The organism is Teredinibacter sp. KSP-S5-2 (genome assembly GCF_032773895.1).
Classification (GTDB): Bacteria; Pseudomonadota; Gammaproteobacteria; order Pseudomonadales; family Cellvibrionaceae.
Genome location: NZ_CP120416.1, coordinates 1,690,093 through 1,715,658 on the forward strand (window position 1 = coordinate 1,690,093; position 25,566 = coordinate 1,715,658).

The 25,566-nt window shown below is 43.9% G+C and carries 19 protein-coding genes and 2 tRNA genes; 18 read left to right on the plus strand and 3 right to left on the minus strand.

Translation table 11 applies throughout. The annotated features are described in order from the left end of the window. Positions 1-17 precede the first annotated feature (17 nt). A complete protein-coding gene (locus tag P5V12_RS07750; protein ID WP_316956778.1) occupies positions 18-530 on the plus strand; it encodes a flavin reductase family protein in 513 nt (170 codons plus the stop codon). A 2-nt stretch (positions 531-532) separates the two neighbouring features. Here P5V12_RS07750 and P5V12_RS07755 read toward each other — a convergent pair whose 3' ends face one another. Further along, a complete protein-coding gene (locus P5V12_RS07755; protein ID WP_316956779.1) occupies positions 533-2,050 on the minus strand; it encodes a two-component system sensor histidine kinase NtrB in 1,518 nt (505 codons plus the stop codon). A 667-nt stretch (positions 2,051-2,717) separates the two neighbouring features. On the opposite strand from P5V12_RS07755, the gene P5V12_RS07760 reads away from it, so the two are divergent. Further along, positions 2,718-3,773, plus strand: a complete 1,056-nt coding sequence (locus P5V12_RS07760) for a Kelch repeat-containing protein (RefSeq protein ID WP_316956780.1) — start codon at positions 2,718-2,720, stop codon at positions 3,771-3,773. Positions 3,774-3,821: 48 nt separating this feature from the next. Here the strand turns inward: P5V12_RS07760 and P5V12_RS07765 are convergent, their stop codons facing one another. After that, positions 3,822-5,153 carry a hypothetical protein gene (locus P5V12_RS07765; protein WP_316956781.1) on the minus strand — a complete coding sequence of 444 codons (1,332 nt, stop codon included), beginning with the start codon at positions 5,151-5,153 and terminating at the stop codon, positions 3,822-3,824. Between the two features lie 375 nt (positions 5,154-5,528). On the opposite strand from P5V12_RS07765, the gene P5V12_RS07770 reads away from it, so the two are divergent. The 5 genes from P5V12_RS07770 (at position 5,529) to P5V12_RS07790 (ending at position 10,093) form a co-directional block, all read left to right on the plus strand. Beyond that, positions 5,529-5,604, plus strand: a tRNA-Val gene (locus P5V12_RS07770). A 36-nt stretch (positions 5,605-5,640) separates the two neighbouring features. After that, positions 5,641-5,717, plus strand: a tRNA-Asp gene (locus P5V12_RS07775). An 879-nt stretch (positions 5,718-6,596) separates the two neighbouring features. Next, positions 6,597-7,985, plus strand: coding sequence for a sodium:proton antiporter (locus tag P5V12_RS07780; RefSeq protein WP_316956782.1), 1,389 nt, complete (start codon positions 6,597-6,599; stop codon positions 7,983-7,985). A gap of 82 nt (positions 7,986-8,067) precedes the next feature. Further along, positions 8,068-8,964, plus strand: a complete 897-nt coding sequence (locus P5V12_RS07785) for a 1-aminocyclopropane-1-carboxylate deaminase/D-cysteine desulfhydrase (protein ID WP_316956783.1) — start codon at positions 8,068-8,070, stop codon at positions 8,962-8,964. Next, positions 8,957-10,093 carry a cyclic nucleotide-binding domain-containing protein gene (locus tag P5V12_RS07790; protein ID WP_316956784.1) on the plus strand — a complete coding sequence of 379 codons (1,137 nt, stop codon included), beginning with the start codon at positions 8,957-8,959 and terminating at the stop codon, positions 10,091-10,093. The genes P5V12_RS07785 and P5V12_RS07790 overlap by 8 nt, the downstream gene beginning before the upstream one ends. On the opposite strand, the gene P5V12_RS07795 is transcribed toward P5V12_RS07790, so the two are convergent. Continuing rightward, positions 10,090-10,998 (minus strand): DUF1853 family protein, encoded by a 909-nt coding sequence (locus P5V12_RS07795; RefSeq protein WP_316956785.1) that lies wholly within the window; start codon positions 10,996-10,998, stop codon positions 10,090-10,092. The two genes, P5V12_RS07790 and P5V12_RS07795, sit on opposite strands and share 4 nt — an antisense overlap. A gap of 67 nt (positions 10,999-11,065) precedes the next feature. Here P5V12_RS07795 and P5V12_RS07800 point away from each other — a divergent pair, with 67 nt between their 5' ends. The 11 genes from P5V12_RS07800 to P5V12_RS07850 all read left to right on the plus strand — a co-directional run bounded on the left by P5V12_RS07800 (position 11,066) and on the right by P5V12_RS07850 (position 25,266). Next, on the plus strand, positions 11,066-11,950 hold the full coding sequence (locus tag P5V12_RS07800; RefSeq protein WP_316956786.1) for an NAD(+) kinase: 885 nt from the start codon (positions 11,066-11,068) through the stop codon (positions 11,948-11,950). 15 nt (positions 11,951-11,965) lie between these two features. Further along, entirely contained in the window at positions 11,966-12,925 is a 960-nt protein-coding gene (locus P5V12_RS07805) for a metallophosphoesterase (RefSeq protein WP_316956787.1), read from the plus strand. A 20-nt stretch (positions 12,926-12,945) separates the two neighbouring features. Continuing rightward, the gene (locus P5V12_RS07810) at positions 12,946-13,791 is read left to right on the plus strand and encodes a rhomboid family intramembrane serine protease (RefSeq protein ID WP_316956788.1); all 846 of its coding nucleotides are present in this window, start codon (positions 12,946-12,948) and stop codon (positions 13,789-13,791) included. 9 nt (positions 13,792-13,800) lie between these two features. Continuing rightward, the gene (locus P5V12_RS07815; protein WP_316956789.1) at positions 13,801-14,055 is read left to right on the plus strand and encodes a YeaC family protein; all 255 of its coding nucleotides are present in this window, start codon (positions 13,801-13,803) and stop codon (positions 14,053-14,055) included. A gap of 16 nt (positions 14,056-14,071) precedes the next feature. Beyond that, on the plus strand, positions 14,072-16,726 hold the full coding sequence (pepN, locus tag P5V12_RS07820) for an aminopeptidase N (RefSeq protein ID WP_316956790.1): 2,655 nt from the start codon (positions 14,072-14,074) through the stop codon (positions 16,724-16,726). A gap of 73 nt (positions 16,727-16,799) precedes the next feature. Continuing rightward, complete coding sequence (locus tag P5V12_RS07825) at positions 16,800-17,366, plus strand: cytochrome b (protein ID WP_316956791.1); 567 nt, start codon at positions 16,800-16,802, stop codon at positions 17,364-17,366. A gap of 46 nt (positions 17,367-17,412) precedes the next feature. After that, entirely contained in the window at positions 17,413-17,997 is a 585-nt protein-coding gene (locus P5V12_RS07830; protein ID WP_316956792.1) for a YceI family protein, read from the plus strand. Positions 17,998-18,475: 478 nt separating this feature from the next. Continuing rightward, positions 18,476-20,500 carry a methyl-accepting chemotaxis protein gene (locus P5V12_RS07835; RefSeq protein WP_316956793.1) on the plus strand — a complete coding sequence of 675 codons (2,025 nt, stop codon included), beginning with the start codon at positions 18,476-18,478 and terminating at the stop codon, positions 20,498-20,500. Positions 20,501-20,523: 23 nt separating this feature from the next. Next, complete coding sequence (locus tag P5V12_RS07840) at positions 20,524-21,777, plus strand: ABC transporter substrate-binding protein (protein ID WP_316956794.1); 1,254 nt, start codon at positions 20,524-20,526, stop codon at positions 21,775-21,777. Positions 21,778-21,971: 194 nt separating this feature from the next. After that, positions 21,972-22,892, plus strand: a complete 921-nt coding sequence (locus tag P5V12_RS07845) for a porin (RefSeq protein WP_316956795.1) — start codon at positions 21,972-21,974, stop codon at positions 22,890-22,892. A gap of 625 nt (positions 22,893-23,517) precedes the next feature. Continuing rightward, positions 23,518-25,266 (plus strand): glycosyl hydrolase family 18 protein, encoded by a 1,749-nt coding sequence (locus P5V12_RS07850; RefSeq protein ID WP_316956796.1) that lies wholly within the window; start codon positions 23,518-23,520, stop codon positions 25,264-25,266. Positions 25,267-25,566 lie beyond the last annotated feature (300 nt).

A 25,566-nucleotide genomic window follows, 5' to 3' on the forward strand; every position in this document is an offset into this window, starting at 1 on the left:
TCAAATGAGTATTATCTATGAATAGCATGCTTACTCAAGATTTAGCACAAGCTATGAAAACCGGTATGAGACGGTTGGCGTCAGGCGTGTCAATTATCGCTTCTCGTGGAAGTGATGGGCGAAAGTGTGCCATGACGGCTAGTTCGGTGACATCTCTATCTGATACGCCAGCATCTTTATTGGTTTGCATTCATAAAGATGCTCGAATTAATAGTGTTATAGCGGAATCCAACTTTTTTTCAGTAAACGTTCTGCACGAAAGCCAGCAACAAATCTCCCAGGTTTGTGCTTCGTCGGAAGACAGTGACAAGCGATTCTCTGTTGGTGATTGGCATACTGCGCCGGAGTCAGGGTTGCCATATCTCGCCGATGCTGAGTCTGTATTTATTTGTTCGTTATCAGCTAAACATGTCTACGGTACTCATAACATCTATATTGGCGATATATGTGGTGTGCAGGTTACTGATCGTGAAGCCGCACCATTACTTTATCTTGATGGTGGTTATTGCGGTGTTAAAAAGAGCGTCTAATCCTAATGTTGTGTTGGATGTATATGAGGGAGCCTATTTGGGGATGGGGATATAGGGAGTTTTATAGTAAAGCAGGTTCCTTCTCCTGCTTTTGATTCAACCTGAATCGTTCCTTGATGATGCTCTGTAATAATAAAATACGAAACAGATAAACCTAATCCAGTGCCTTTGCCTACATCCTTTGTTGTATAGAAAGGCTCAAAAATATGCTTTTGCACGGGTTCAGGAATACCTGGCCCATTATCAGAAACCTCCAGTATCACTGTATTGTTCTGTGTTGAAAGATTGATTCGAATAACTGGTTCGAGTGGTGGACCATATTCGTTTGATTGAAATGACTGGGCGGCATTGGATAGCAGGTTGAGCAACACCTGTTGGATTTCGCTGGATGAGCAGACTACTAGGGGAAGGTCCTTCTGGGCATTCAGCTCAACGCGGGGGATTTCTACGCCCTCTGCGGTTTCAAGTTCAAAGTTGTTTTGTGCCAGTTGTAATGAATGCTCTACCAGATGGAGGAGGTTGGTTGCTACGTGGGTGCTATTGTTGTTTCTGGAAAACTCCAGCATGTTGGTAACGATTTGGGCGGCTCTATCACCGGCTTCCCGAATTTTTTCCAGGAAGCCAAATATTCCGCGAGCTTCGAGATAGGCTTGCAATTTGGGTAGCTCAATACCCAGTTCGTCAGCAATTCGTTTGTTCGCTTCCAATTCAAGAGATGTTCTGCGAAATATATTTTGTACATTATTCAGAACACCCGATAGCGGGTTGTTGATCTCGTGGGCAAGGCCAGCTGCAAGCTCCCCAAGACTTCGCATTTTTTCATTTTGGATCATCATACTTTCGACGCGCACACGCTTGGTTACATCCTCCGCCAGAATTACTGCTCCGGCGATGTCGACAGCGTTTAATGGAAATAAAGTGATGTCGATAAATGTGGCATTGGAGCCTTGTCCTTCCTGGACGTTTTCCTTATGGAAGGGGAGGCCGCTGGAAAATATGGATTCAATGGTTTCCACATCTATGGGTAGATTGGGGTAAACCTGATTCACATGAGCGCCAAGCGCTTCCTCTGCCGGGAGGCCAGTTGCTTTTTCTGCTGCGTTATTCCAGTGGGTGACATAACCATCGGGGGTGATTCCCACAAGAACATAGGGCATGGAGTTGACGATACACTGCATATATTCTTGCGTTTCGCGCAAGAGTTCTTCGGTAGCTTCATGCCTGGCTATTTCCCGGTAAAGCTGCTGTTTCGTTTTCGCCAGGATTTGGGGTTGTGGGTTATTGCTGCCAGGCTTTTTTTCCAGCTCCCTGTTACGTTTGGATAAAAGCATGATGATTCCTGCTTGAAGCACAATCAGAATCAACGCACAGATCAGTAGAGTGTATGCCATTCCTTCTCGGATGAATGGGTCAGCATGCGAGGGCGAGGGATACAGGAAAAAAGGCAGGCTAATCCCCAACCATGCGAAGACGGGGGATGAAGCATTGGTTGATACCGTTTTTCGTTTTGAGTAGCGCATATTCTTGTTTGTGTTCGCAACTGACACCTAGTGTATAACTCTATAAGGGGTTGAGGCCATAGCTTTATTCTGTTCACGAAACTGGTTAGGTTTAAAAATTCAGTTTGGTCCTCTGTGAGGCTCATAGGGGTATGTGCATTGGGGGGGGGTAAAAATCGGTGTTCAACTTTGGTCAAACATAGACAAAAAATCTAAAAAGCCAAACATGCAGTTTTTGACTACTTAAAGAACAAAACCTGGATCAGTGAATTGTTCGTCGTAAGAGACTGTTCTTTTAATTTTTCAGTTTTAATTACCTCATAAAGGTTTTTTAAGGCTTTTCTAAGCTTAAATAGATGGGCTTCAGCTTTTTATGTCGGTCGAGTTTTAGATTTTTAAAATGCATCCTTGTCGACTATTACATTGGCCTAGATGGCTAAGAAAAAGACATATGTCAACATCACAAATTTTCGTGATTAATTTTTTTGTTTCGTCTAAATCAATGGTCCTCTCTCCATGAGATCTTAAGTAAGGGGGCCATGAAAATGCAATTTTTAACCCCCGTCTCCTCGCTTTGACTTAACCCAAATTTCACCCCATTCATCTATCATCCCGCCACTGAATTTACACGCCAGCGTAAGACACGAAACACTGCACAGCACTTATGCAAGTGCCCGATAAAACATCTATGCACAGAAGAACGTTTTTAAAATCCATTGCGGGATTAAGCTTTGTCTCCGCTTTCCCTGCATGCCACTTGGCGTTATCCGGCAACACAAGACGATACCAATGGCAAGCGAGTCCTTCGTTACCCAACGCTATGCAGGAAATGTATCCCGCGCTATTTGAAAATCACATTTGCGTAGCGGGTGCTCTTGAAGTTGCCAGAGATGGAGTAGGAACCATGGGGCCGCTCAGCGCATCGTCGCATATGCATGTTTTTGATCCTCGCAGTGCTCAATGGACATCCGGCCCAGAGCTCCCCAGCGCACGGCATCATTTAGGCCTTGCGGCAACAGGCTCGAACTTATTTGGGGTAGGCGGCTTTGCCGCAGATGCTAGCAACGCATGGCAAATCAAAGCGGACTGTTTTGTACTGGATTCCCTTTCTGGGGATTGGCTTTCTCATACACCATTACCACAAGCTCAAGGCGAATCGGTTTATGCCGCGTATGAAAACAAGGTTCATGTTATTGGTGGGCGTGCAATTAAAAACGGGAAGCTGCAGGATACTTCAAGCCATTGGGTATTGGATGGAGACAGATGGTACCAAGCAGCACCACTTAAGTTAGCGAGGAACTCTGCTGCCAGTTGCGTTGTTAATGGGCAAATATATGTTGCAGGAGGGCGATTAGATGGCGCTGAACCCAAAAACCAGAGTTTGTTCGAGTGTTATAACCCCAAAACGGATTCGTGGGAGACCTTACCCCCAATGCCCATTCCCAGCGCAGGATTAGCTTGCGCGGCCTATAACGACGACTTATTTGTATTCGGCGGGGAGTACTATCGTTATGACATGGACGATAATAATGAACCCAAGCTTGTTAGCAAAACTTACGGCGAGCTATGGCTCTATTCACTTAAAACACAGCAATGGCAACGTTTGAATGACCATGGCACACCTTCACCTCGGCATGGCCACGGTGCGGTTTTTGTCGATGGCAAGCTCTATGTTCTTGGCGGTTCAACGGATATCTGGGGGAAAGCCACAACAGCAAAGATGTTTGAATTACCTTTGACGTAGATCCCCCATAATTCGTTCTGTCTAATCAGTCAGTTATTCGGGAGACTCTTAATTGGGGATGATCTTATTCGGGGCGCTTTGCCAAATTCGTATCCCTGAGTCCGAACCAACCGCCAAAAATGTGTTTCCACCTGCGTCAACCACGCCAACAATGTTGCTAATAAGCTCTCCACCTACGGGAGCTGTTGCGATAACTTCGACGGGATTCATACTATGCAGTGCAATGGTATCTCGAGTGGGGTTGACCAGCACCATTTCAAACTCGCCCTTGGGGGTGTGGAACCCCAAGCCTCTGCCAAGATTGCGTGAGTGCATTGCATGTGAGGTATATTGCGTCCAGTTCGCTTGAGCAATTTCAAGGGTGGTGTCCTTCATTTCATAGCGTTCCACGTCCCCTGGCCCATGAGGCATGGAAACAACGCCAATAGAATTGCTTTTTGTATCTGCAGAAATAACATGCCGCCATCGGTTACCCGTTCCAATAGCTGGCCCTTTGGCAAGCAGTTCTCCAGCTTCGCTGTACACTGCAAGATAGGAACCCATATCAATATGGCTGATGGTGGTGATAAGTTCGCGGCCTTCTGATTCGTGAATATCCGCCCAAAGCGGCGCTAAGCCTTCAAAAACATAAGGGCTTTCCAATTCAATCGTTGTGACTACCTTATTTTCAGTCCCCGTTTCTATCACGAGTAAACGCGCAGATTCGATATCATCGCCCAGAACCGCATGCTGGTACCTGTTGGTAGGCGCAGCGTAAAGCGCAATCTTGTCATTCTGATCGACAAGGATTCGGGCATCGGGAAGGGCATTTACCATTAGCTCGCTATTGGTTCCATTACCCTGAATGACTAAAGCTCCGTCCTTACGGATATACGCTGTCTTACCACTTTTGGGTAAAAGCGCATGAACGGAATGAGGAGACATGTCCTTGGGGGGAACTTCAATATGCACTTTTGAATTTTTGACAAACGTTACCGGTGGAACAACCGCAGAATTGAGTAGAAAGGCGTTTTTTGTTTCAGTTACGTGCTTTCCACTGCTTTGGAAAGTCAGTTCCAGGGGGTGAGGCTCCCCTCCATTATTGACCCATGCTTTGGCAGACCCATCTTCCAATGTCGCAACCAAAACCGCCTGGCCATTTAACGTTGTGTACAGTAACCATTGTGGTTTCTGGTCTAGAGGAATGTTCCAGACTTTTGCATTTTCGAGATCTACTTGTCCGCCATCGACCAGTTTACTGCCTGTTGTATCGGTGAGGAATGTGCCGACTGATAACGGTTTTACCGTTTCTTGCTTGATTGTTTTACACCCTAAGATGGTGGATATCGTTATAGCAACTAACAACAGGGGGAAGTGTTTCACTCGTAAGCTATTCAGCATGAGATCTCCGGTACTCGCGGTTGGTATTAGGTGGCTCGGGTTTCTATGTAAAGCAGTAATATAAAACAATTAATACTTAAGTGCCAAAATCAAATTTTAGGTGTCGCCGCGGGTTCACAGCCGGTAATCTGTTCTTCGAGAGCTGGGGGTTAACATTGGTGTCGGCCGTATCAAGCTTTTACTTGATTTGATGATAAGACGAGGTTGATCGGTAATATTTGCATGAGCAAAAAAATGTTCGATCGTCATAATGGTTATTTCTCGATATGGGGGTGTAGCGATTAGTTTTTAATCAGGTCATGGCTTGGTATGTATAGCTGAAAGTAATTGTTGACATGGCGTCTTATTTCGGTAGAATGCGCCCCTCTTCACAATGGGTGGTTAGCTCAGTTGGGAGAGCGACGGCCTTACAAGCCGTAGGTCACAGGTTCGACCCCTGTACCACCCACCAAATTCCGTTAGGAATTTGTAATGAAGAAACTACTGCGGCCCGGTAGTTCAGTTGGTTAGAATGCCGGCCTGTCACGCCGGAGGTCGAGGGTTCAAGTCCCTTCCGGGTCGCCATATTAAAAAAAGCCTGTACTTTACAGTACAGGCTTTTTTATTGCCTGCAATTTGAAAAACAGAGACGTTAATACTGCTCAGTTTTAGCGTTTTGAGTTTTATGTCTGGCGCACAACCTAAAAATCATTCCAGGCCACACTCCAGTCGTGTTGAAAGCTAATTTCAAGGGGAACAGCTTGTTTGTAAGGTGATGGCTCATCACATTGAATAGGCTGAGTTGGATAGAAGTGGGGCGTGTAGTCAGGTACGTTCAATATTTTATCAATGATAAAACTTGTCCCTTCTCCATTTTAGTTTTTTGAAAAACCTTTTGGCTTATCTGGTGTCCACTTCAAAGAGCGATGTGGGAATACTGTCATTTTTACAAAGGTTTTTTGGGAAGAGTTGGCACAACCTGAATTTGAATGGCGTTGGAGTTAATGCATAAAGTTGCGACTTCACCAATTATTCTAGTATTTGTCAAATAACAGTCATTTTATGCATCTAAAATCTAATTAACGTTTTAAAAAAAATTATTTGAGGTGCTTTATGCAAGATTATTTGGAAGAGCTGATTGAGATAGGTATGCTGGAAAACGAATTTGATGATGATTTTGATGATGATCGTTTTGTTGATGACTATGCAGAAGTGTAAGACGAACTAACCCCTTTATAGTATTCCGTTCTGACCTATAGATTTAAACGCTTGTTTCCCTCCTGTTTTCGCTAAAAATAAGTTTTTTTCGCGAAACTTTTTCTCTCCAGATGTGCGAAATATAACAAAAATACCTTTTAATTAGCATTTGATCTTAATATTTGAGAGCCCGTCACATTTAAAACAAAAATAATGTCCGATAATTTAGTTCAGTACGTGTATCTCACTTAGATTAAGGCGTTTCTTTTGGTTCACGATTACGACGAACTTGCACCCGGAATTTTCTTCTTTGGCGATGATGGTAAGGTCGCGAAGGAGATGCATTATTCAGAGTTTGAAGCTGTTTTGGACGGATACGTTCCCGCAGCTGAATGGGCTGGCCGGTCGGCTAAAGCTGTTTATGCTGAAATTGACTCTGACTTCGAAGTTCGTTCTGCGGTTTTCTTCCATGTGTCGTTCACTAAAAAGGGGGAGGTTGATCCTTCCTGGAACTTGCCTTTAGATCAACTGGCGCGGGCTGCTACAGCGGGTCCAGATTTGGGATCAGGCCCAATTCGTCTGGCTTGCTCCAGTCAATGCCCAATTCAGCACTTCCGTGACTTCTTATGGGATCCCGACCTGCGTATGGGGAAGGGGCAGCTCAAACAACTTCATACTGCTTGTAAGCGAAATAAACTTGCCATTCAGTTCCGTGAGCCAGACCTATACAGAACGGATCACGAAGTGGGTTTTCCCGCCGGCCACTCCGTTAAATCGGGCATGAGTAGTGATCTTCTCGAGAAGAGCCTGTTTGACCGTTTGCGAAAGGAATACGAAAAAGAATTTCGCGATCATATGGCGCAGATGCTGCGAGAGCAGAGATTAAAAGCCTCCACCTTAACTACGGAAAGTGAGAAGAGCATTCAGGAACTTAAAGCTGAGCATACTCGACGGCTTGACGAATACCGGGCAATGCTGGAAGAAAAAGACCGTATTCTTCATGAAGAGAAAGAAAAAAATGCTCAGTTGAAAGAAACCATCGACGGGCAGGCAAAGAAGATCGAAGGTTTAAGAGAGTACTTCGAGCATAAGCTTGAGCAGGCTCAGGGCGCGGAAGAGTTTCATATCGAGCGCTTACGAGAGAATTACGAAGCCGAAATGGCGGCCAAAATCGAGTCGGCGGTAAAAGAAGTAAAAGAGACTTTGCAGATGCGAGAAGTCGAATTGCTTTATCGTAACGAGCAGGAAGCCCATCTTCAGGTGGAGATTGCTCACCTGAGAGAAGAAAATCATAGTCTGATTTCCAATAGTGGCGACCAGCTTCTGGAAAAGATGGTCTCTAAAGGCATTAGCTTTGTGACCTATCAGCCTGGGGCTGGCCATATCACCATTCCTGCAACCGATGTCTCTACTTTTATGGAAAGCCCTGCTGTCTATGCGGCAAAACACTGTGGCGTGAATGAGCAGCACTACATCGCTTGGCTAGCCCATTACCAAGCACCGGTCTGCAACTGTAAAGGGGCGGATGGTTCCATCTGTGGTGCCAATATTCCACGTATTAATTCTCCCGTAGACTTTATTCTTGGTGACGGTGACCGTTGCGCAACGCACAAAGACCTTCAAGGGGCTACCAAGCTCGTTCGTGCAGGTGCATAAAAGTTTTCTCCCTCCAGACTGGTTAGATATTGAACCAGATGTTATTTCCAGATGTACCCCTTTTCAGGAGGTTAGCTTTCCTGTGCTGGCGAAGCGTGGCCTGTCGCTGGTGGTTAAAAGAGAAGACCAGCTGGACGCCAATATCAGTGGGAATAAATTTTATAAGCTCTGGGGGCATCTCCAGGCGTATAAGCAGTTCTGTTTTGAATCCAGGACAAAGCCGCCGTTGGCGACATTTGGTGGAGCCTATTCAAACCATATTCACGCCACAGCAGCAGCTGGAAAACTGTTGGGAATACCCACCGTCGGGGTTATTCGTGGTGAGAGAACAACGCCATTAAACCCTAGTTTGCAGGATGCAGAGGAAATGGGAATGCGCCTGGAGTTTGTTTCTCGGTCGGATTACCAGAATCGCCACGAGCTTTTTTTTCAAGATACGTTAGAATCGCGCCTCGGAAAGTGTTTTTGGGTGCCGGAAGGTGGTTCTGGATCTCAGGGGATTACAGGATGTATCGGTCTAGGGCGCGTCCTGGGTGAGTACCTACAGGGGAAGAATGGTGTTGTGTGTATGGCGTGTGGAACAGCAACTACCCTTGCCGGCGTGCGAATTGGTATGGCTGAGGAAATACCCTTGTTGGGGGTTTCCGCCTTAAAAGGCGAGGGCATGTTTGATGCTTATTTGAGCTCGGTATTTGCTCAACATGGGCTATCTTCGACTAATCTAATAATTAACTATGGTTATCATTGCGGCGGTTATGCCAAATTTCCGCAATACTTAATGAATTTTATGCGAGATTTTGAAACATCGACAGGGGTTCTACTGGACCCGGTGTACACCGGTAAGCTGATGTGGGCTATTTGCCAGCTTGCTGAACAGGACTATTGGAAGGAGGGAACCAAAATTGTGGCCCTGCATTCCGGTGGTTTGCAAGGGCGGCGAGGCGTTCCACAGCTAGAACAAAGGATGAGCGATGTTTAATGATATGAGTTCCCCCAGAATGAAGAGTCAGCAGGATCTGGATGCCTTGAGTACCGCGGGTACTTTGGTGCCGTTAAAAGCGTTAAAACCGTCCTTCTTACAGGATCTGTTTAATCATATCGCCGTGCAAAGCGTGTTTGCCGGTCAGACCTTATTTGAGTACGGCAGCTACGACAGGCAGCATATTTTTCTTATCTCTGGCCAAGTCATGCTGGAATATGAAAATGGCTACAAGGAGCTTGTACGGGCGAGAGACACCATGTTACCCATTGCCCATCAGCAGCCTCGACCATGTAAGGCGGTTGTGGACAGAGACAGTACAATCTTGCGTATCGACAGCGAGCGTCTGGATCGCACCTTAAGCTGGAGTCAGATTGCCGAATACTTATTGTCAGAAATCGCAATAGAGCGGGATTTGGATGAGGATGTTGAATGGATGCAAACCGTTTTAAATTCCAATTTATTTTTCAAAGTTCCACCCGTCAATGTTGAACAGATATTTTCGCGATTGACCCCGATGGTTGTGCATAAAGATGAAGTAATTATTCGTCAGGGGCAAATTGGTGATTGTTGTTACTTCATTAAAGAAGGTGATGCGGATGTGCTTGTCAGAAATGACGAAAAGAGTGCACCGGAAAAAGTGGCGGAAATTGGTATTGGACGTTGTTTCGGTGAAGACGCTTTGGTCAACGAAACCGTGCGTAATGCCAGCATTAAAATGAAAACTGATGGGGTGTTGATGCGTTTGGAGAAAAGTGATTTTCTTCTGCTATTAAAACAACCCGCCATAGAGGAAGTCACCGAAAAGGAAATTGCAGAAATGCTGCAATCTCCTATTTTAATTGATGTACGAACAGACGATGAATACTCTTTGGGACATTTGGCTTTTTCAGCCAATGTACCACTGAATTTGTTGAGCATGAAAAAGCGTCTTTTATCGCCGGAAAAACTGTATATCTGTTACTGCGATACCGGTCGACGAAGTCAGGCCGCCGCCTTTTTATTGGGCAAGCAAGGATACAACGTAATGGCCTTAAAAGGCGGTTATATCGGTGCCAAAATGTCTGATCAACTGGTGGTTGAGGAAGGACACATTCTACGTGGCGGTGAGCTGGCCGCGGCAAGTTAATTGGCGGATGGCCAATGATCTGGAACAATCATTAAACGAAATATGACATGTGGTTGGCGGGTTAATCTCGCCATGCATTGATTCGGGATTAGTTCGTTTTCCGCATTATTAGAAAATATTGCCGCCTTGTCCCCCGTGATCCAGGCAGTACGCTGTAAAAAGCAAATGGATAACACGTTGGTTTTGAGCTTTTGCTGAAGCTCGGATCTTCGCAACCAATAACCACTCACACAAGATTTTTCACATTTCTCAGGAAACAAATCTTCCCGTTGCGTAGCTTGATTTAAGTGAATAAAAAAACACCCTTTAATTAAATGCCTTATCTGTAAGTTTGCGCTGTCGACGCCATACGTATGAAGTGCATCCTTGGTGGCTTGGTGCGAAGACAATCGTAGTTGATGATTCTGCATGCGATGCAGTTTTAAATCCAGTCGGTCTTTGCTGTTGGGGCCTATCCAATTAAGCCAGTGTGCAGTTTCGTTTGGTGAAACCCGGTCGTTGAGCAAATAAAATTTAATCGCGGTTTCCAAGTGTATAGGTGTGTTATTTTTATCGGCTAAAATAAAATCAAACTCACCTAGGGTCACTTTGTTGTGTTGAACCTGAAGGTTCTTTTTTATGAGTTTGTACGGAAATATGCCATCCTCGAAACCCCGTGTGGTTAAAAATTCAATTAAGGCTTCAAAATATAACCCCACTCGGGAAAAGTGTTTTCTCTCTGGGAATTGCGCGTTTTTGTGTGTATCCAACTCACTCAACCATCTTTTCTGGTCTTGGTTAAATGGGTATTCAAGGCTGGGAATGCCGCCCAGATCGTAAATAATGTTGTTAGATGAGAGAATAAATGCCAGATCAACAACAGTGAGAATGGAAAACGGAAAATGTGGCCAGGGAATGATAGGCATGAACTTTAGGCACAGACAGATATTCGGATGCGCTCTATAATAGCAATTTTTTGGCAGAGAACCTGGAATGAGTGAATTTAAGTGTATAGGCCTTATTGGGCGATTGGCGAGCGAGAGTACGCAATACTCCCTTCAGCGCCTGGTAAGCTACCTTTCAAAGCAGAAGACGGTGGAAGTCATTCTGGACGAGGAAACTTCCTCTGTTTTGCCGGGAACTGAGCTTAAAATTCAACCACGCAGTGTGCTGGCGAAGAAATGCGATCTCATTATTGTTGTTGGTGGCGATGGTAGCTTATTGGCAGCGGCACGAGCGTTTGCGGGCTTCGATGTCAAAATACTGGGTATTAACCGTGGTCGGCTTGGCTTTTTAACGGATATCAGCCCGGATGAAATTGAATATAAAGTCGGGGAAGTCCTGGAAGGAGAGTACACCAGTGAGCAGCGCTTTTTGCTTAATTCCGAGGTGTACCGGGATGGCGAGTTAATATCCAAAGATTTGGCGTTAAACGACGTTGTCATCCATCCGGGCAAGTTTATCCGTATGATCGAATTCGAACTCTATATCGATGGTGAGTTTGTCTACCGGCAACGTTCTGATGGTTTGATTATTTCGTCACCAACAGGTTCAACGGCATATGCATTGAGTTGTGGTGGCCCCATTATGCATCCGCAATTGAACGCGATGATCTTGGCACCAATGAACCCCCACACACTAACCAGTCGTCCTATTGTGGTATCAGGCGATAGTCAGGTAAGGTTATTGGTCAGTAAGGTAAACAATTTGAATCCACATGTATCCTGTGATGGACAAACCCACGTTGTTTCCCAGCCAGAGGACGAAATTCTGGTAAAAAAATCAGATAGAAAATTACAATTAATTCATCCTGTCGGCCATAATTTTTATGATACTTGCCGAACCAAATTAGGATGGGCTAGTCAGGCAGCCAAATAACCGAAAGGCGTAGTAGTGAACTTTAGTGGTTATGACATAATTGGTGATGTTCATGGGTGTGCAAACACTCTGGAGAAACTGTTAGATAAACTCGGCTATCGGTTGGATAGCGGTGTCTTCCATCACCAGCAGCGGCAGGCGATTTTTGTCGGCGATATTCTTGATCGCGGCCCCCATATCCGGGAAACCTTACACATTGTTAAAAAAATGGTGGATGCCGGCACCGCTCAATGTGTTATGGGAAATCACGAATTTAATATCCTCTGTTACACAACTCCAATTAAAGTTCATGAGTCGGAAGAAACCCGGTTTATTCGACCACACAATGTACGAAATAACCGTTTGGTTGCAGAAACTCTTACCCAATTCTCCCCATATCCAGAAGAGTGGCGGGTTTTTCTCGATTGGTTTGTGACACTGCCTTTGTTTTTAGAAATGCCGGGTTTTCGGGTTGTGCATGCTTGCTGGGATGAACGCTATATCTCTCAGTTTAAAGAGAAATATAACGGTAATCAGATAAATAAAGATTATATTCTCGCGTGTCTGGATCGAAAGTCTTTTGAGTTTGAGTGCGTCGATCGCTTAACCCGTGGAACGGATCTTAAATTACCGGATAACCGCGTTATTCGCAGTAAAGATGGCATTGAGCGGAATTTCTTCCGTACCAAGTTTTGGGCACATCAGCCGGAATTTTATAAGGATGTTGTTTTTCAGCCAGATCCGTTGCCGGAAGATTTGCTAGACCAGCCGCTTGTTGAGCGTGAGCGCGGTACGCTCCTTTCTTATGCCGCTGACCAACCGCCCGTTTTCATCGGGCACTACTGGTTGCACGGTAAACCCAAACCCCTGCGTAAGAACGTGGCCTGCCTGGATTACAGCGCCGTAAAATATGGTCGTTTGGCTGCCTATCGTTATGATGGTGAAACCGAGCTGCGGGATGAAAAATTTGAATGGGTTTACGTTGATCCCAGTTAATAACTGATTGGTTTTTTATTATGGAATGGTTTTGTTACGCCAAGTTTCCACTTGATGCGAATTTATCGGATATTGATGCGTTGTTAACACAGCATAATATTCCACATCGTTTTACCGAAGAGCAGGGCGAGCAGCTTCTTTGGATTACTGATCCGAATACGATTCCTCTTATTAACCAGATTTTGCAGGGTGAAGTTCAAGCTGCATCCTCTGATATTATTGGGCGCAGTGGACAAGGGGCTTCATCTAACTTCTTTGCCAACTTTTTAACAACACTATTCCATTCTCCCATATGTATTTTGACTGTCTTGCTTGGATGGGCCGGTTTTATTATTTTAAATTTCGTTTCAAGCGAGTGGGTAGCCAAGCATTTATTATTTGTGCATTCTGCAGAAGTGACACATTTTCATCACTACTGGAAGCTAATTACGCCTGCATTTGTGCATTTCTCGTGGATGCATGTAATTTTCAATACCCTGTGGATTTGGGAGTTTGGTAGTAAGATCGAAGCGCATATCGGGAAGTTTAAGTCGCTTGTTTTATTTTTGCTAATTGCCTTAACATCAAACCTGATTCAATATTTTTCGATGAAAGAGCCAGGCTATTTTGGTGGTTTATCCGGTGTGGTCTACGGTTATATGGGGTTTGTCTGGTACATGGCCAAATTCCATCAGGTGGCTTTTTACAGAATGATTCCCCAGGGGATCTTCATGTTTATGTTTGTTTGGCTGGTGCTTGGCTTCAGCGGTTTAATCGATTTATTTATTCCTGGTAGCGTCGCAAATTGGGCGCACCTCGGTGGTTTGGTTGGAGGGGTTGCCTTAGCCAAAATATACAGCCTTATCTGGCCTCAACGACAAGTTTAGTGGGTGAGTATGTACATAGAGAAAATGCTTGAGGCGGTAACGCCAGATATATACGAAAAGTTTAAAACAGCAGTTGAAATTGGTAAGTGGCCGGATGGAAACCCGCTATCCGCAGAACAAAAAGAAATTTGTCTGCAGGCCATTATTGCCTATGATGCAAAGTATCTCGCTGAAGATCAAAGAATAGGGTACGTTCCTCCCAAAGAAAGTCCCTGTGATTCGTCTGAAGAACAAGAAAAGCCATTAAAGTGGGCGGATGACTAATTTTCCGGAATCTATCATGTCAAAAAATCAACCTAAAACGATTTACCTTAAAGACTATAAGAAGCCTGATTTTTCTATTGAAAAAACGCAGCTTACTTTCGAGCTGGAAGACGAATATACCCTGGTCACCTCAACTCTCTCGATAAAGCGGGAGCAAGCGGGCCAGCCTTTGCGTTTGCATGGTCAGGAACTTGAACTTGTATCGGTCAAGGTTGCAGGCAGGTTGCTTAGCCAGGAAGAGTACGATCAGGATGATGAGTTTCTTACTGTGGCTGATGTGCCGGATGTCTTTGAATTTGAATGTGTAACAAAAATTTATCCGCAAAATAACGCTTCGCTGGAAGGCTTGTATAAATCCAATACGATGTATTGCACCCAGTGTGAAGCAGAGGGTTTTCGTAAGATTACCTATTATCTTGACCGTCCTGATGTATTGAGTGAATTCACAACAACTATTATTGCTGATAAAAAACAATATCCTGTTTTATTGTCAAACGGTAACAAAATTCAGGAAGAAAAATTAGTTGATGGTCGACATAAAACTGTATGGCACGATCCGCATTTAAAACCCTGTTACTTATTTGCTCTGGTCGCAGGGGATTTAATCCATATCGATGATCACTTTGTGACGGCTTCCGGGCGAGAGGTTTTACTGCGGATTTTTGTTGAAGAAAAAGATAAGAAAAAATGTGCTCATGCCATGACCTCGTTAAAGAATGCGATGAAATGGGATGAAGAAGTCTATGGTAGAGAATACGATCTGGACATCTTTATGATCGTTGCTGTCGACGACTTTAATATGGGGGCGATGGAAAACAAGGGGTTAAATATTTTCAATACCTCCTGTGTCTTGGCGGCTCAGGAAACTACAACTGATGAAGCCTTTCAGCGCGTCGAAGGTGTGGTTGCCCATGAGTATTTTCATAACTGGTCTGGCAATCGGGTGACCTGTCGGGATTGGTTTCAGCTGAGTTTGAAAGAAGGTTTCACCGTTTTCAGAGATGCTGAGTTTTCTGCCGATATGGGGTCACGAACGGTTAAGCGAGTGGAAGATGTTTCTTTGCTTAGAAGTATGCAATTTGCCGAAGATGCTGGTCCTATGGCGCATCCCGTTCAGCCTTCGTCATTTATTGAAATATCCAACTTCTACACCTTGACCATCTATGAGAAAGGGGCGGAAGTGGTGCGTATGATCCACACGTTGCTTGGCCCTGAATTATTCCGCAAAGGTTCAGATTTATATTTTGAACGACATGACGGCCAGGCTGTCACGATTGAGGATTTTGTGGCCGCGATGCGTGACGTGTCCGGGCGGGACTTCGACCAATTTATGAATTGGTATCGACAAGCTGGTACGCCGGACCTGCGAGTAACATCGAAATACGATGAAGAACAAAAAACTTACACTCTGAATTTTAAACAAAGTTGTAGAGCGACTTCTGAATCAGCAGAGAAGAAGCCGTTCCATATTCCTGTTGCTATGGGGTTACTTGGTGAGGCCGGGGCATTACCTCTTAAATGTGATGGCGTTGTATCGCCGGAAACCAATGACAACACCCACTGTGTATTGGAAATCACTGAAGCTGAACAAAGTTTTACCTTTGAGAATGTGCAAGAGTGTCCCGTGCCTTCTCTGTTGAGAAATTTCTCTGCTCCTGTAAAACTGCGCTATCGTTATTCCCGTGATGAGTTGCTGACTCTGATGAGTCGTGATGAAGATGGTTTTTGTCGTTGGGATGCCTGTCAGGAGTTGGCGATCCAGGTTATCCAGGAAGTTATGACTGAATTAACGACGGAACCGGCCCCTTCCGTTGATGAAAAAATTATAACGGGTTACAAACGCTTACTTACGGACGAAACGCTGGACCCGGCTATGGTTGCTTTGATGTTAAAGCTGCCTTCGGAAGGCTATATCGCTGAATTACAAACGGTGGCAGATATGGATTTGATCCATCATGCCCGTGCTCGTGTGGAAAGAAAGCTCGCCGTAGCATTGAAAGACGAATTTATGTCTACTTATCTGCGTATGAATGAGCAAACTGAATTTGCTGTTGATTCGGCATCCATTGCCAGGCGCAGTTTAAAAAATGCAGCCTTACATTATTTAATGGTACATGCCTCTGCGGAGCATGTTGAGTTGTGTAAAGAGCAGTTCTATACCGCGAATAATATGACGGATGAGTATGGCGCGTTAAAGGCAATTGTGCATTCCTCCAAAGCATCACTTAAAGATTTAAAACAGGAAGTGCTGGAGAGTTTTTATGCCAAATGGAAACACGAACCCTTGGTTGTCAACCAGTGGTTTGCGGTGCAATCAACAGCACCGATTCCAGAAACCAACAAAACTGTAAACGAACTGCTTACTCATGAAGCATTTGATTTGAAAAATCCGAATAAACTTCGTGCGCTTATAGGTGGTTTTTCGATGCGAAACCCGATTTGTTTTCATGATAAGAGTGGCTCAGGGTATCGATTTTTGGGTGAGCAAATCCGTAAGCTAAATAGTCAAAACCCTCAAGTTGCCGCACGCTTGTTAACTCCGTTGACCAAATGGAAAAAGTTTGACGAAGGGAGGCAGAAACTTATGCTTGCGGAACTACAGAAAATTGAACAGCTTCCCGATCTATCAAAAGATGTGTATGAAGTTGTGACAAAGAGTATTCATTCTTAGAACTATTTCACTCAAACATCACGAAATCTAAGCACAATAACGCCTCAGAGAACTTTGAGGCGTTGTTGGTTTTATGCATCTAAAAAACACTTCTTCTTCCTATGGAATATTGTCCCTGATTTTTCACTGGGTATCAGCGGGCATGATTATAACCTTGTTTATTTTAGGGTTATGGATGATGGGTCTGGATTACTACGATCCTTGGTATCGTAAAGGGCCGGATTTACATCGAAGCCTGGGCATTCTTTTCGGGGCAGTTCTACTTGCCCGAATAATATGGCGCCTCTCATCACAACAGCCGACACCGATTACAACCCATAAACCTTGGGAGAAACGGTTATCGAAAGCAGTGCATGTGTTTTTATATTTGCTAATGTTTACCATGATTCCAACCGGATACCTCATTACTACAGCGAAAGGCCAGAGTCTCGAAGTCTTCGGCCTATTTGAAATACCGGCCTTAATAACCGGCATAGATCAACTCGAAGACTACGCTGGTGAATTTCATGAAATTATTGCTTTTTCTTTAATAGGTTTGGCAGCACTTCACGCGTTAGCGGCAGTCAAACATCACTTTATTGATCGGGATAAGACATTACTGCGTATGTTGGCGAAAGGTGACTCGTCAGCACGTGAATAAAAATGTCTCATTTTGTTTATAACAAAAACTTTAAGAGGAAATAACAATGAAACAAATATTTGGAATAGCTTTGGTGTTGCTCACTCTGAGCTCTTCGCAACTTTGGGCAGAAAGTTATGTGATTGATACCAAAGGATCGCATGCGTTTATCCAGTTTCGAATTAAGCATCTGGGTTACAGTTGGCTATATGGTCGTTTCAATGATTTCTCTGGCGAGTTTTCCTACGACCCGAAAAAACCGGAAGACACCCGTTTTGCTGTTGAAATTGACATGGAGAGCTTAGACAGTAACCACGCTGAACGGGACAAACACCTTCGTTCTGACAAATATCTGGATGTAAAAAAGTATCCTAAAGCGAAATTTGTGACCAAACACTATGAGCCAACCGGTGACAAAACTGCCAAGTTAACCGGTGACCTGACGTTCTACGGAACCACCAAGTCGATCACTATTGACGTTGAGCATATTGGTGGTGGTGCTGCCCCCTGGGATCCGAAAGAGCACCGTGAGGGCTTTGAAGGGCGAGCAGTGATTAAGCCGGCAGATTTTGGTTTGAACCTGGTTCCTCAACTTGGTCCAACAGCGGCTGAAGTAGAGCTGATGCTTTCAGTTGAAGGTGTCCGTAAGTAGTCGTTTCTCTTTTCTCTGCTTCTACGTGTGTAGGGGCAGGGAAGCTCGCCAATTAATCCTTATTCCCAACTTTTTTTAGACTGTCTGGCTATATAAAATTGGTTTATGTTGATTTTAGTGCCATACAAAATGCGCAATCCCTGTCAGTATTGGTTGTTTTTTAGTTTTTCTGAGCGTTTTTTCCTCTTTTTTGTTCTTTTTCTCATACTTTATGTTGACCCAAATCTGTCCTTAGTTAATTTAATCTGTACAAAATCTAATCGAAAAAGTTATAGCAAAATAATGTTTTATGATATTTCGCCGATAACCGGATTAGAGACTACAAGACTCGTGCAAGACGGTAATAGGCAAACTGTGCTAAACCTTATTAATAAGGCATGGTTTAAAAAAGCGACTGGAAAAGCTTTACAGGAGAAGTTAAGCAGGAGAGGTGCCGCTGCTCTGTGGCCAAATGATCATTAGGTAATAGAGAGTTTCTATGAAATTAACGGTTATCCAGCGTATCAGTGTCGGTTTTTTATTGTTGATAGTCTTTTTGGTTGGGATTGGCTACACCGGAATCGCCAGTGTTATAGGTATCAATGACAACCTGCAAAAAGTAACTAGTCAGGCTATGCCCATTAGTTCAGATACTACTGAACTTGCTACTGCGTTCGCCGCTGTCAACCTTGCAATGTACCGTCACTACAATGCATCCGATCTTAACGAGTTAGACCAATCAGAAGAAATCTTTAACCGGGTAAATACCCATTATCAAAATAATTTGAACGACTTGATGGAGCGTTTAAGGAAAACAGAAAATACTGAAGCGCAGCAAGAACAGGTAAGAGCTTTACTGGTTAAGGTTCCTGAAGTTTTTGCGGAAATTGCGCAGACCATGCGTGTCTATCGTTCTTCGTTTGATATGGCGCACGAGCTTAAAGCGCTGGATATCGAAGTCAAAAAATTGCAGGAAAAGAGTGTTCCTATCTTTAAAAAAGTTCGTGCATTAAATATAACCGGGAATGATAAAAAAATTGTTGATGACAGTGTGTTTTCTGTCTCTCAAGGGATATCTCTGGTGAAACTGGTGAGTACCACCAATGATATAGGGCAGTTTCGTTTATTTGTCGATGAATATACTGCTTGGTTAGATGAACATGTCATTCTTGCTTTTAAGTTAAGAGAATTAATAAAAAGAAGTTCCCCTGATGTGAGTAGTGCTCTATTAGAGCAGAATAAACTAGTCAGCGATTTAATAGGGCTGTTTGGTAGTTTGGAAGGCTATGGAAACGTTAAGGATCTCCATCTTTCCACAAAAGATACTCTGTCAAAAAACCTGGCCAGTAATCAGGAGGCTTTGGGTGAAATACGTGAGGAGTTGCAGGGCGTGAACGAGTTTGCTCAGCAGTTCTCCACTAACGTTGCAGAGGATGCCAGTGATTCGGTCTCAGAGAATAAACGAATTATTATAATTATTAGTATCATCGCTATATTGTTTGGTGTGGTGATTGCCATATTACTGATCTCAAGTATTCGTAAAGGGTTATACAGCACTCTCAATGCATTACAACGAATGGCTACTGGTGATCTTACGGAAGATTTAAGTAAGCATTCTGATGATGAGTTTGGTCGTTTACGATCATCAGCTCATACTCTAAGCAACTATCTACGAGACATGATTGAAGCAATTAAAAACCAGTCTCACTTCATCATGCAGTCTATTGAACAAACCCAAGCTGTGACCACAGAAACCAAGTCTGCCATTTCCGGGCAAAAGTCAGAAATTGATATGGTGGCTACCGCAATGCAGGAAATGACCGCGACGATTCGAGAAGTTTCCCATATTGCACAGGATACCTTTAACGAAATGGTTGAAGCTCATGATTATGCCAGTCATGGTCAGGAGCATATTCAACAAAATAAAGAGCTGACCGTTACTTTGAAAGGCGATATGGATTCCGCTTCAACCGTTATTGAACAGCTTGATCATGATGTGAGAAAAATTGAAGAAATTCTCCAAGTGATTGATGCGATCGCCCAGCAAACCAATTTACTTGCGCTCAACGCTGCAATTGAGGCTGCGAGAGCGGGTGAGCATGGTCGTGGTTTTTCGGTTGTGGCTGATGAAGTGAGAACGCTTGCGAGCCGAACCCAAGAGTCGACCGAAGAAATAAAACAGAACATTGAAACCTTGCTTGAAAGCTCAGAACAAGCCGTCACTTCAATTAACCGTTCACAGGAAAAAACGGGTCAATCCGTTGAGAAAGCACAAGCGATTAATGAACAAATTGAACATATTGTGCAGATAATGACAAAAACAAAAGATATGAACATGCAGATCGCCACAGCATCCGAAGAACAAAGTGCTGTTACGGAAGAAGTAACGAAAAACATTACCAAAATATTGGATTTGGCTGAGAGTACCGAGAAGGGTGCGGAGTTAAATGAAAGCCGTATGAATGAGCTGGTTGAATCAGCCCATTTATTAGAATCCATTGTTGAGAAATTTAAGTTGGACTAACCTGGCTTGGTGGGAGAGTTTGAATGAGACACTATGCTTTGCTATTGCTGATACTGATTTTTGCAAGCATACAGGCTAGCGCTGTAACAACGATTAACTATTACACATGGCGTGCTCAAGAGCAGGTTTTGTGGGAAGAGATCTCTAATCGTAATTTGATTCCTGGCGTAAAGATCAATGTCAGAGTGGTGCGCTACCAGGCTCACGAGTCTTTTAAACCGCACGTTACGATAGAGATGTTGCACGACGAAGCAGATTTATTTCAATGGTCTCCCGGTGCCTCTAATTTAAAACCGCTTATCGACAAAGGCTTGATTAAGCCAAACCAAGCCGACGTAAGTGACATCAATAAAGCCGCGTTACTGGCTTCTATGGGGCCGGATGGGCGGTATTACGGTGTACCTTTTGCCCTGCAATTGCAGTCATTGCTCGTTAATCGTAAACAAGTTAATAAGTCTGGAATAGATGGCCAACCTAGTAGTCTGGATGAGCTAGATCGAAATTTTGCGAAGTTGAAATCAAACGGTGTAACACCGTTACATCTTGCCGGATCGGCTAACTGGCTGCTCAATCAAGTTGTATCCGAAGTGATGATGGCCGGTTTGGTTGAAGAAGAATTTGCAGATCGATTGGAGAAAGGGCAGGCATGTTTTACCGATAGGAACTACACCGAGATTTTTCGAGTAATGGGAACCTGGCGGGATAAAGGGTATTTCAATACTGAATGGGAGAAAGAGGGCTATGCTGGGATGAATAACAGTGTTGCTCTTGGAAACTCTGCGATGGCTTTTGACGGTGGTTGGAAAACCGGGCCTGCATCGAATTTTTGGGAGGTTGATGCGGATTTTCAATTTGACTTTTGGGCGGTTCCTGGAAAAGTTGCCAAAGTCTATGCTTTGGGTGACGGCACTTATCAGGTGAACCATACCTCCTCTCGTGCTGAGGCCGCCTACAAAGCTCTTCAATTTACGGCGACTCAAGAGTTTGCCACATTATTTGCTGAATATGTAAAAGAGATTCCTGCCTACGGTGGCAGTATATCCATATCGAACCCAATACTCAGGCGTATGTCCAGTTTGCTTGCAGATAATTCTTATACTGTGAGTCTGTTTACCTCCGACCGGCTTAATAAAGGCTCGCCAAGTTACAATGACTTAGTGGCTGAGGCGTTTAAGAAGGTTCTGACGCGCGAGTTCTCACCAGAAGAAGCAGGCCGATTTATTCAGAAGGGGTTAAATTCCTGGAACTATGTCGGCAAACAACGTTGTGGAACGTAAGCAACGATTTAAAAATATCCTACCGACAACATTTTCATAGTTTGTCTATAATTTACTCAATGTCTGCTTTTTTTAGCTAATTGCTAAACAAGTAGCATTTTCAGGGCGGATTTATGGTAACCTCGCCCGCCGAATTGTAGGGGTAAACTTACCCCTACATTATCCTAATCATACCGACAATTTGTTACTGCGAAATGAATAAAATATTACATTCTCTTGCTGTTGTTTCTTTAATGCCTGTTTTTGCCAATGCAGGTGAACTTAATCAACCCCAGTTTTACGGTAAAGCTAATTTGTCTTGGCAGTATGTTTCCGAAAATGACGATAATTATACTGAACTGGTTTCTAATGCTTCTCGCTTGGGTGTGAAGGGTAGTGTCAGTCTGGACAGTGGTTTGACCGGTATTTATCAGGTCGAAGTTGAAGTGGACGAAGACGGTGACTCTGACGACTTGTTTAAGCAGAGAAATACCTATATTGGCGTCGAGGGTGAGTTTGGTGAGTTTATCGCAGGGTATTTTGATACTCCGTTAAAGCAGGCTCAGAAAAAAGTGGATCTGTTTAATGACCTTGAAGGTGATATTAAAAGCGTCATTACACGTAGCGAAAATCGCGGAGAAAACAGTGTTCAATATACCTCTCCAGATTTCAGCGGATTTAAAGCAAAAGTAAATGTTTTGAACTCTGAAGAAGAAAACGTTGAAAACGGTGTCTCTTCATCTTTGTCATATGAGCAGGAAAATGTTTATGTTGCTGTAGCTTACGATAGTAACGTTGAGGGCGAAAACATTAATGTCCTGCGTGTTGTTGGCCAATTTACATTTGGTCCTGTGCAACTGGGCGCACTATTTGAGCGTGACGAACAAAATGATAATTCAGAAGATGGTTCTTTGGTTTCTGTTATGTTTAAAGCCTCAGATAAAACTTTTATTAAGCTTCAGGCAGGTGAATCCGATATCCTTCATCAAGATGCAGTAACTTCTAACGTTGGCGTGGATTATAAGCTTAGTAAGAAATCAAAAGTTTTTGCTTATCTTACCCATGAGGAATATGAGAACGGGAATCTTGACGTAGAAAATGATTATGCTGGTGTAGGGTTAGAAATAAAATTTTAAACTCTGTCCTGTCTAATGTTAAAAAGCCCTGCTTTTAGTCAGGGCTTTTTTGTGCCACAAAAGAAATAATAAGAAATTGACCGTTTTTACCTTATTTCAAAGAGGTATTAAACGAATCCAATTAAATTCTATAGTCGTCTAAAATTTCAGACTTTAGTTCAATTTAGAATAATAAGAATCTTTATTTCTCAGAAAATAACAGTAATTGAGGATTTTTCGTGCAAAATCACATTGACGGAAAAAAAATCCGATGATAACTTCAGTTTTAATTGTTGCGGGCTAATATAGATTTTACTAATCGATATAACAGAAAAAATCTATTACTGGTTTGGCAACCATCGTTGGCGAAAGCCGTCTGCTCTGAGTGGCTGTATAAAAACATAAGGATGCGACTAGAGCTTTATTGGACACGTTACGACGCATGAAAAAAATTAAAATGCGTTAACTATCACAAAACGTGTAGTAATACTAAAAGGTTTATACCCTGAGCTGAAGGGTCAGAATTTTGGTCCGCGTGAATGTGGTTGGTTAAGTCACGCATGCGAGAACCAAAATGCAATAGCATTGAGGTTAGATAATAAAAATGAAACCCAATGTGCTTCTTTTGATCAAGAGGAAATACATAATGAAAAAAATAATGGCTACAGCTATCACCGCTGGTGCTGTTATGCTTTCTGGACAAGCTATGGCAGCTGTAGACTGCTCTGGCTTACCGGAGTGGCAAAACGGCGATACATTTACCGGTGGTCAATCCGTTCAGAGAAATGGCAGTAAGTACACAGCTAATTGGTGGACTCAATCTGATCCCGAAACAAATTCTGGTCCATGGCAAGAGTGGACTTTTAACGACGTATGCTCTGGTTCAACTTCAAGTTCTTCCAGTTCATCTTCCAGCTCTAGCAGTTCTTCGAGCTCAAGCTCGTCCTCAAGTTCAAGCAGCTCATCTAGCTCTTCGTCCTCTTCTGGTGGCAGTACTTGTGAAGCTTACCAAGCTGGCGCAACTTACCAAGTCGGCGATAAAGTAAGTAATGCTGGTGGCACCTTCGAGTGTACAGTAGCGGGCTGGTGTTCTTCTGGCGGTGCATACGAGCCTGGCGTAGGTTGGGCATGGGAATATGCTTGGACTTCTCCTGCGGATTGTGGAAGCAGCTCAAGCTCATCTTCCAGCTCAAGCAGTTCTTCTTCAAGTTCTAGCAGCTCAAGCTCATCGTCCAGTTCTTCAAGCTCTTCATCATCCAGTAGTTCTTCTTCAAGTTCTTCTGGTGGTACTGGTGGCAAGCTTCTAGCGGGTTACTTCACCGAGTGGGGTATCTACGACCGTAACTACCATCCTAAAAATTTGGTCACCAGCGGTTCTGCCGAGAAGCTAACGCACATTGTTTTCGCGTTTGGTAATGTGACTAACGGTCAGTGTGTACTTGGCGATTCCTATGCCGATTACGATCGTTTCTACTCTGCTGCAGAATCTGTAGACGGCACCAGCGATGACTGGAACAGCACTGAAGTACGTGGTCTGTTTGGTCAGTTCAAGAAATTGAAAGCCATGTACCCACACTTGAAGATCGTATGGTCTTTCGGTGGCTGGACCTGGTCTGGTGGTTTCGGTCAAGCAGCAGCAAACGCAACAGCATTCGCTGATCAATGTTATGGTTTGGTCAATGATCCACGTTGGGCGGGTGTATTCGACGGTATCGACATCGATTGGGAATATCCAAACGAGTGTGGTCTAACCTGTGACACGTCTGGTTTCGACAGCTACCGCGTATTGATGCAAGCATTGCGTGCTCGATTCGGCAACCAGCTTGTGACTTCTGCGATTGGTGCGGGTGAATCCAAACTATTGGCAGCAGACTACGGCGGTGCAGCTCAGTACCTGGATTTCTACATGATCATGACCTATGACTTCTTCGGTGCATGGGCGAAGAACGGTCCTACCGCGCCTCACTCACCATTGAACGATTGGGCTGGCATGCCAATTCAAGGCTTCAGCACAGACCACGGTATCGACACTCTACTTAGTCTGGGCGTACCAGCGAACAAAGTATTGTTAGGTATTGGTTTCTACGGTCGTGGTTGGACGGGTGTTACGCAAGCCGCGCCTGGTGGAACGGCAACCGGTGCAGCAGCAGGTACTTACGAAGCCGGTATTGAAGACTACAAAGTGTTGAAAGGTAGTTGTCCTATCACCGGCCAAATTGCGGGAACCAACTACGCATACTGTGGCAACAACTGGTGGTCCTATGACGATCCAGCGACCATCCGTGCGAAGATGCAATATGCTAACGGTCGTGGCCTGGGCGGTGCATTCTTCTGGGAGACTAATGGTGATACTGCAAATGGTGAACTGATCAGTGCGATGAAATCTGGCCTGTAAGTTAATACCAAAAAGTAAGACCTCTAAAAAACCCGCCTTATGGCGGGTTTTTTTGTTAGCCACAAATAAATGACGATTGTCTGTAAGCTTTGCTTATATCTGATTTTAAAAAAAGTATTCTGATTTATCACCATACACATAAAACTCGACGGTTTGTATTCTGGTCATCAGTTTTTTATAGGAAGGGAATGCTTAAAATTTTGCTTATTCAAAAATACGCTGTGATATGAATTATTCTTGGTCAACAGTGTATGCGGTTAATTCGAGAAGTGTATTAAAGTAGAGGGAAATAAAAAAAGC